At 53.0% G+C, this 7,817-nt stretch carries 5 protein-coding genes; all 5 read right to left on the bottom strand.

Annotated elements, in window-relative coordinates; translation table 11 throughout:
- A partial coding sequence (locus tag AACZ40_RS27055) for an aquaporin (protein WP_339676677.1) occupies positions 1-377 on the bottom strand: 377 nt, incomplete at its 3' end.
- Between the two features lie 33 nt (positions 378-410).
- Positions 411-1,247, bottom strand: coding sequence for a phytanoyl-CoA dioxygenase family protein (locus AACZ40_RS27050; RefSeq protein ID WP_291170052.1), 837 nt, complete (start codon positions 1,245-1,247; stop codon positions 411-413).
- A 188-nt stretch (positions 1,248-1,435) separates the two neighbouring features.
- On the bottom strand, positions 1,436-2,404 hold the full coding sequence (locus AACZ40_RS27045) for a MotA/TolQ/ExbB proton channel family protein (protein ID WP_291170054.1): 969 nt from the start codon (positions 2,402-2,404) through the stop codon (positions 1,436-1,438).
- Positions 2,405-2,720: 316 nt separating this feature from the next.
- The gene (locus AACZ40_RS27040) at positions 2,721-5,804 is read right to left on the bottom strand and encodes a tetratricopeptide repeat protein (protein WP_291170056.1); all 3,084 of its coding nucleotides are present in this window, start codon (positions 5,802-5,804) and stop codon (positions 2,721-2,723) included.
- 223 nt (positions 5,805-6,027) lie between these two features.
- Complete coding sequence (locus AACZ40_RS27035) at positions 6,028-7,305, bottom strand: acetylxylan esterase (protein WP_291170058.1); 1,278 nt, start codon at positions 7,303-7,305, stop codon at positions 6,028-6,030.
- Positions 7,306-7,817: the final 512 nt, after the last annotated feature.

Here is a 7,817-nt window from a genome sequence, read left to right as displayed (position 1 = left end):
AGCACGCCTTCCAGAATCAGGGACTGCATATCCGAACCGGCGGGCAGCGTCATGCCGTAGTTGTTGAGGCCCGGGAAAATGACTTTTAAGAGCAGGCAGGCGGCGAGGGCACCAATCACCTGGCAGACGATGTAAGGCAAAACAAATTTTCCGGGAAAGCGACCGCTGACCCAGAACGCAATCGTGACGGCTGGATTGATATGCGCGCCGGAGATTTCTCCAATCGCATAAATCACGGCGGTCACGACCAGACCGAAGACCAGGGCGATACCCACGTGTGTGACTGTGCCGTTTGAGACCTGGTTGGTGACGATGGCGCCGGCACCCGAAAACAGCAGGATGAAGGTGCCGAAGATTTCCGCGTAATATTTTTGCATCAGTTGTCAATTCCGTGGTGCGAGTGCGAAAGGTTAATCGTTTTCAGGACGTGCTGGATTTAACCAGTGTCCCGAGGGATCGGAACCAGAGACGATCACGCCTTTGGCATTCCAGTCCATGCCGGCCCGGACGTCGGCGGCACAGTAACGCAGCGTTAAACCGCAGCGTCTGCGATCCGACTGGTTGGCGTCAGAGCCATGCAGCAACAAATCGGAGTGAATCGAAATTTCACCGGCCTGCAGCGTGTCGTCCACGGGGGTGCCATACTGCTCTGCGTTTTCGATGGTCTGGTTGAGCACATTGTCTTCATGCGAACCACTGGGGCGATAGGTCATGTGGCCGTGGTGATGGCTGCCGGCGATGAAACGCATGTTGGCATTCTCCGGGTCGGCGTCATCAATGGCCAGCCAGACAGTGACGGCTTTCGAAGGCGAGAGCGGCCAGTAGCTGGCATCCTGGTGCCAGGCCACCGATTTCCCATCGTGGGGCATTTTGCAGAAAAAGTGGGAACCCCAGGCAATGAGATTTTCGCCCAGCAGGTCTTTGACGTATGCGACGATGTTGGGGTGCGTCAGCAGGTCGTAGACTTTGCCGTATTTCATGTGTGCGGTGCTGATCGAGTAACTGTCACCGCCGGCAGCGATCACCGATTCCAGCAGGCGATCGAAGTACTCCCGATTTTCCTGGACTTCCCGTTCATTGAAGACACGCAGACCCCGCAGGTAGCCATCCTGGTTGAACTGTTCGATCTGGCTGGATGTGAGTACTTCAGGATCAGAGGTGGTCGAAGGATAAAATTTGAGGTCGCGTTTAATCTGAGACAATTCCTCTTCGAGCGGGACTGCCTTGAATTCTTTCGATTCAGCCATGAGGTATCTCGATCTGTTCAGAAAAAAGAGTGATTCAGCCAATTGCTGGATGCAGGACACCAGACCCCGGCGGGGGAAAGCGGCTTCTATTGTAAATAGGGAATATGCCCGGAACAACTAATAATGGGTTGTTCTACATGAAAGCGGTGCGAGAGGCCGATAAACGCCATGTGGCCTGGTTGGCAAATTCAGGAGGCGCTGGTTGTTTTATCCGGCTTGGCTTTGGTGCTGGTCGCTGGCGCTGATGAGCTCGATTTGCGGCTGGCAGCACTGGCGGCGAGCCCTTCTGCCGAGATGAGGTGTACCAGGTCCTGGGCGGACTGATCCATTTCCATGACCAGTCCATCAACGCGTCCGGCCAGGTACATATACATGATCAACGAGGGGATGGCGATGCCCAGTCCCAGCGCGGTGGTCAACAGGGCGAGTGCGATACCGCCGGCGAGCTCTTCGGCTTTCCCCATTGCACTGCTGTTGGCGATATCGTTGAATGCCAGGATCATACCGACGACGGTTCCCAGGAGGCCCATCAGCGGGGCAACTGTTGCGACACCATTGATGACACGCAGATGTTTGCGTAATTGAGAGAGCTGTCGCTCGCCTCCATCGATGATGGCCTGTTCGACTTCGACACTTGGTTTCCCCCACTTGCGCACGCCGTGCGCGAAGACGGCGGAGATCGGACTGGGATTTTCGTCACAGAGTTTCAGCGCAGAGCGGGAATTGAGTTTGCCGTCCTGGAGCAGTTTCAGAAATCGTGTTACGAAGTGCCGGGGAATCACGCGACCGGATCGGAGGATCACCAGGCGTTCAATAATAAACCACATTGAAATCACCGAAGCGATGACAAATGGCAGAATGTAATATTTCAGCTCTTCGATGATTTCCTGGGGAGTAAAGGGAATCTTCGTTCCCCGTTCGGGCTGCAGGCCGGATCCCGGAAGCGGACCAGCGGGGTCTTTGACTTCGACAAATTCTCCATTCACGGATTCCACTACCTTGGGTAAACGTTCCTGCGCGGCGCTGTTGTCAGGGGAGAGTATCAGGCAGAGGCCACAGATCACGAGCAGCTTCGCCAGGAACCGGAGCCGGAACCCGCGCTGCGTGTTGGCAGGAGAACCTGTGGGGGATTGCTGGTTACTGTTTAATTTGATCATGAGTACTGGGTGTTATTCTCGTAAATCTGGTAGTGAGCAACAGGTTTTGTTGTGCTTGTCGGATCAGGATCGGCGAATTGATAAAACGGTGACTCTGAAAATTGAGATCATCGAGTGCGGCTTCTGCTCAGAGTGCACTGTAAAGCGCATCACATTTAATCATGCGTCTTTTATGCTCGGTTCAAATGGCCCTGGAGACGTTACAGTCACACTGGACACAGCCTAGTTTACGTCAGACGGTGATTCCCGTCGAGTCTGGAATCGCAATTCCGCTCTGTCCGGGACAGGCTTTGACCTGCGGAAACGAAGTCGGCTGTTAATTCTTGCCGATCCGGGCGGCGACCGCTTTCAGGCGTTCTTTGGCCTGGGGAACCAGTTCATGCTCCGGAAAACGCTTCAAGTAATCCTGATATGTTTTTTGTGCCTGAGGCCATTCGTTCAGGGCTTCGTGGCACATGGCCGCCTGGTACAGGGCGGGGGCCTGCCATTCGGGGAATTGATACTGGATGTTCACCTGCAGATAAGCGAGCAGGGCATCCTTGAATTTCTCCTGAATCATCAGGGTTTCCGCCAGCAGGAACTGACATTTGGCGGCAGTGGCGGTACGGCGACCGTTTTCGGAGTCGATGATCTGCTGGAAGACCTTGCGGGCTTCGTCAAACTTGGCCTGGTTTTTCAGGCTTCTGCCCAGAACTTCCTGGGCCTGATACAGAAACGGGCTGTCCGGATCCCAGTTGCGGAAGCGGTCTACGGTTTCCGCGACTTCTTTATATTTTTTCTGACGGAAATACGTTTCCGCCAGCAGCACCCAGACGCGGGGATACCAGGGTTTCTGGCCCAGCGATTTGGATTTGTCTTCCGCAGTCAGCTTCAATAATTCTGCCTGAGCGGTTTCCACCTGGTTCAGATACAAGGCTGCTTCGGCTTCATGGAATTGTGCGAATGCCGCGTATTCATTCTGGGGAAAGCGTTTCAGTAATTCTTTCGAGTATTTGTCAACCAGTTCCCATTTCTGAAGTTCCAGGTTGATTTCGATCAGGCGATACAGGGAGACCTGCTGCACTTTCTCATCCGATTTGGGATTGCCCTGCAGTTCATCGAATGCTTTGGCGGCAGGTTCCAGCTTCCCTGAGATCAGATCACTTTCTGCCAGGCTCAGGCGGGCATTATCGGCCAGGTCGCTGTCGGGCGTTTCTTTCACCAGCCTGCGAAAGATTTCGTCCGACTTCGCGAATTCTTCCGCTTCGTAATTAATCAGCGCCCACTCGTCCAGAATTTTATCGAGATTATCGACCTCGGGGAATTTCTGCAGGAGTGCTTCGTAGGCCTGATTCACCTCATCAATTTTCTTCAACTGAAACAGCGTGCGGGCAGCCTGCAGTCCGGAGAGCATGGCATAACGTGAGGGAGCGAACTGCTGCAGTGCCTTCTGATAGACGTCGACCGCGGCTTCGAGTTGTTTGTTATTTTCCAGGCTGCGTCCCTGCATGTAGGCTGCTTCGGCGGTGAGCGGGTTTTCCGGGAATTCTTTGGTGAACTGCTGAAAATGAGCCGCCGCCGATTCGTGTTCGGCAAGCTGAAATTCACTCCAGGCCAGCCCGGACAGGCCGGCTGGGTACTCGGGTGAATCAGAACCGAGTTTGACGATCTCGTTAAAAAACGTTTTGGCACGTGCCCACTGTTTCGCTTCGTAATTGCGCTCTGCCAGCTGGCGATACGTCTGGAGCAGAAGATCCTTTTCCGGCTTGCGGTCCTGCAGCTGTTTCAGATATTGATCGACTTCCTGCGGTTTGTTGTTTTTGGCAGTGAGGATAATCAGGTTCGCCAGGATCTGGTTAAAGCGCATTTCGTTGGGGAACTGCTTCAGGTACTCTTTCGAGAGGGTTTCGGCTTCCGAGTATTTCTCCATGGAATTAAAGTTGTTGCTCTGCAGCACTAATGCGTCAGCGTATTCGCTGGATGTTTTAACGGCTTTGGGGTCTTTGAGATAGGGTTCCAGAACTGCGATGGATTTGTCGTACTGTTTGAGCTTCTGGTGAGCGCGTGCCAGGTAGAGCCGCGCCAACAGTTGAGTATTCTCCAGCTGGGATTCTTTGAGCACGTTTTCAAAATGAGTCAAGGCAGCCGTCAGATCTTCAGGCTTGCCTTTCGCATCCAGGATACGCCCTTTGAGCAACTCCTGGTGCAGACGTAAACCGCTCTGGGGAAATGTTTTTTCAAACTGTGTTGAAAGCTGTTCGGCTTCTGCCAGTTCGTCTGTCAGCAAAGCGGCTTCAATGGCAAAGTGCAGGCTGTCGTCTGCCAGGTCACTCTCGGGCGACTGCTTGACGAGTTGCAGGAACAGCGTCTTGGCTTCAGCGGGTTTGCCGGAACGTAACAGCGCGTCGGCTAACTGGTATGTGGTGGACTCTTGCTGTTGAGGATTGGGTTTTGATTTGAGCGCCAGTTCAAACGCAGCGATGGCAGCGGGCAACTGTTGCTCTCCCTTGAGACTGACTCCCTTCCAGTACAAAGCGTTCGCTGCCTGGTTCGGGTCTTTGGCAACCAGGTCAAATTGCTGGATGGCTTTGTTGTATTCTTTGAGATCGTAATATGCATAACCCGCGTTGAGCCGGGCCGTGGTCCCCAGCGGGCTTTCCGGAAATTTCCTGGGAAGTTCCAGGAAGGCTTCCGCGGCGGACAGGAACTCTCCCCGGTCGAAAAGTGACGTGGCGAGCGACATCTGGGCATCGCTGGCGCGTGAGTGGTTTTTCTGTTCGGCGATTTCTTTGAATCGTTTTTCTGCTTCTTTCGTCTGCTTGTCTCGCAGGTAAGAAGAGGCCAGGCCGAACTGTGCGTCTTCAGCCATCGCCCCTTTGGGATGACGTTCGAGTGATCGCTGAAAACTTTTAATCGCGAGATCGGCTTTGCCGCGGCGGAGCAGGACATCACCAAAATAGGGATAAGCCCATTCTTCCAGCGCATGATTGGGATAGAGCTTGAGGAATTCCGTGAACTCTTTTTCGGCGGCGTCCAGATCATCAATCAGATAACTGCATTCAGCGATTCGATAGAGGGCATCGGGCAGGTTTTTGTTTTGCGGATGCTGTTTGACGAACTCCCGCAGAATCTTCCGGGCTTCCTGGTATTTCTGCTGATTGACGAGTGTCAGGCCCAGGTAAAATTTCGCCAGGGGGACGCTGGCATCCGTGGGGTAATCCTTCAGGTACTTCTGAAACCTTTCGGTAGCGAGTTCCCAGCGATTCTGTTTATACAAGCCGATGGCCAGCTGGAATTCATCAGAGGCTTTATCCGCGTGGGCCAATGGTAGCGGCAGGAGTGTCAGCAGAAGCAGAATCAGGCAGATTTGAGGCGCACGTTGATTGATGTCGAAAGAGTTCCGGATACGAAAATTCATCATATTACTAGTCGTCAGTTTGTTTTGAATGAAAATTGAACACGTGCCCCCATTATCGTGGGTTTTCCGGCAGAGGCAAGCGGCGTTCGGCAAAACTGCGGCGGTCGGTGTGAAAAGCTGACCCTGGTGAGAATGGATGTGCAGTCCAGCAAACAGGATAAATGACGGGCCAGCAGGCGGTTAAATCCACCTGCTGACGCGTCTTTGTTCCGGGGGATGGACTTGTTCAACTGCCTTGAAAGTGCTGATCGGCGAAATTCAGATACTGCTGCCAGTCGAAGTCGGTCACATCATGTTTGCCCGTGCGAATGTGATAGCCCATCTGTTTCTGAACCGGCTGATTGACGGCGGGCATGTTGTCTGCACCGAAGCCGGAGGTTCCCAGCAGTTTGTAAACCGGTTCTGCATATTTTACTGAGAGGAATTCGCCTTTGGGATCGGCCCAGCGGTCATCCTCGGCACTGGCAACGTAGACGGGCCGCGGTGCGATTAAAGAGATCAGCATATGTTGATCGACGGGCAGCTCGTTTTCCTTGTCGATATATTTGTTGAAGTTATCACAAAACCAGTGGGGGAATGCATTATTAATAACGTGCAGGGTTTCTCCAAATCGTCTGCGACTGAGGGCGGCACCGCCACAACCCGAGTCGTTCGAGATGACTAATGCGAAACGCGGGTCCTGTGCGCCGGCCCAGAGGGACGTTTTTCCCAACCGCGAATGGCCGAGGACTGCGACTTTGTTATGATCGATCTGGTCATCGGTTTCCAGATAATCCAGGGCGCAGCTCAAACCCCAGGCCCAGGCGGAAATTGTGCCCCACTCATCGGCCGCGGGTTTCTGCTTGGAATTATAAAGCGCGTGGACGCCGTTCTTGAAGCCGTCGTCCACATCGGGATCGATATCGCCGCAGTAGATGGCGACGAGTCCATAGCCGCGATCAATGATGGTTTCGATAGGCCAGCGGGAAGCCGATTTGCCCCGCGATGCTTCGGTCGCTTTATGATCGACGATTGCTTTGTCTTTATTGGCCCGCATCCAGTGATCGTTGAGTTTGACGTCCGTTTCTTCTGTGATGGTATGGTTGCCATAAAAGTTGAGCGCCATAAAAACGGGCACCGGTTTAGTGGCTTTCGCGGGGAGGTAGATCAGCAGATCCATCCGCGGTTCTTCTTTTTTGCCGGAGAAATAGACCGAGACTTCTTTGCGAATCGCTTTGCCGCCCAGAGCATCGTTTTTGACAGACGTAACTTCGAACAGCATGTTCTCGGGTCGTGCAGGACTTTTGCCGTAGACTTCAGTTTCGAAGAGTTCGAGAATTTCGGGGCGGCGGACTTTGTTCCATTTCTCGGCGGAATCCACTTTTTTGCCCGCTTGTGTGACGAGCGGGTCGGGGAGTTTGAATTCCGGGACCTGGCTCTCATCGTAATTGGGTTTGGGACGCTGTGCGTGTGCAGCGGATGTTAGCAGCAATGTAAGACTGAGAATGAACAGCAGACGTTTCATGGCGAGGCGGACCTTTATATTCTGGCAGGTTTAAATTACGAAATCTGTTAAGACTATTCTTAATCGTGCCCGTTTCCGCCACGATTGGCAACATGAAACCGGGGTTTGGACCGCGAAAGATACGAAATTTTATGAACCATGAAAGACACGAAAAGCACTAAAAAGTTGTTATGTGACTGAAAAGGTATTTGACGGTTTTGTTCCAATTCGGGTGGCCTCGGATGTAATCCGAGGTTGTCGTGAGACAACAGGATGTTGTGGAGTTCGTGTTCTGTTGTGGTTGAGCGAACCTCACTACCTAAAGCGGTAGAGGTTGGTGGTTTTACTCTGAACGGATCGGGGTGTTGAACAGTGATACCATCTTTCTAATCTTTCAGTGGTTCGGGATTTTCATCTGCGGGGAGTGGGGGGCTTCATTTATAATACTTTGTGAAATGCGTATGGGGACGATAATACCAACACTGTCGGGCAAGCCCAATACTGTTCGGCTCACCGTTTGCTGTTGCTCTTAA

The sequence above is a fragment of the uncultured Gimesia sp. genome (genome assembly GCF_963972345.1).
In the GTDB taxonomy this organism is placed as follows: Bacteria; Planctomycetota; Planctomycetia; order Planctomycetales; family Planctomycetaceae; genus Gimesia.
Note: the sequence above shows the minus strand (reverse complement) of the source record. Positions and strands in the feature narration are given on the sequence as shown.

Coding starts and splice junctions, on each gene's coding strand:
- AACZ40_RS27050 (WP_291170052.1), bottom strand. CDS start 1,247: ATGGCTGAATCGAAAGAATTCAAGGCAGTCCCGCTCGAAGAGGAATTG.
- AACZ40_RS27045 (WP_291170054.1), bottom strand. CDS start 2,404: ATGATCAAATTAAACAGTAACCAGCAATCCCCCACAGGTTCTCCTGCC.
- AACZ40_RS27040 (WP_291170056.1), bottom strand. CDS start 5,804: ATGATGAATTTTCGTATCCGGAACTCTTTCGACATCAATCAACGTGCG.
- AACZ40_RS27035 (WP_291170058.1), bottom strand. CDS start 7,305: ATGAAACGTCTGCTGTTCATTCTCAGTCTTACATTGCTGCTAACATCC.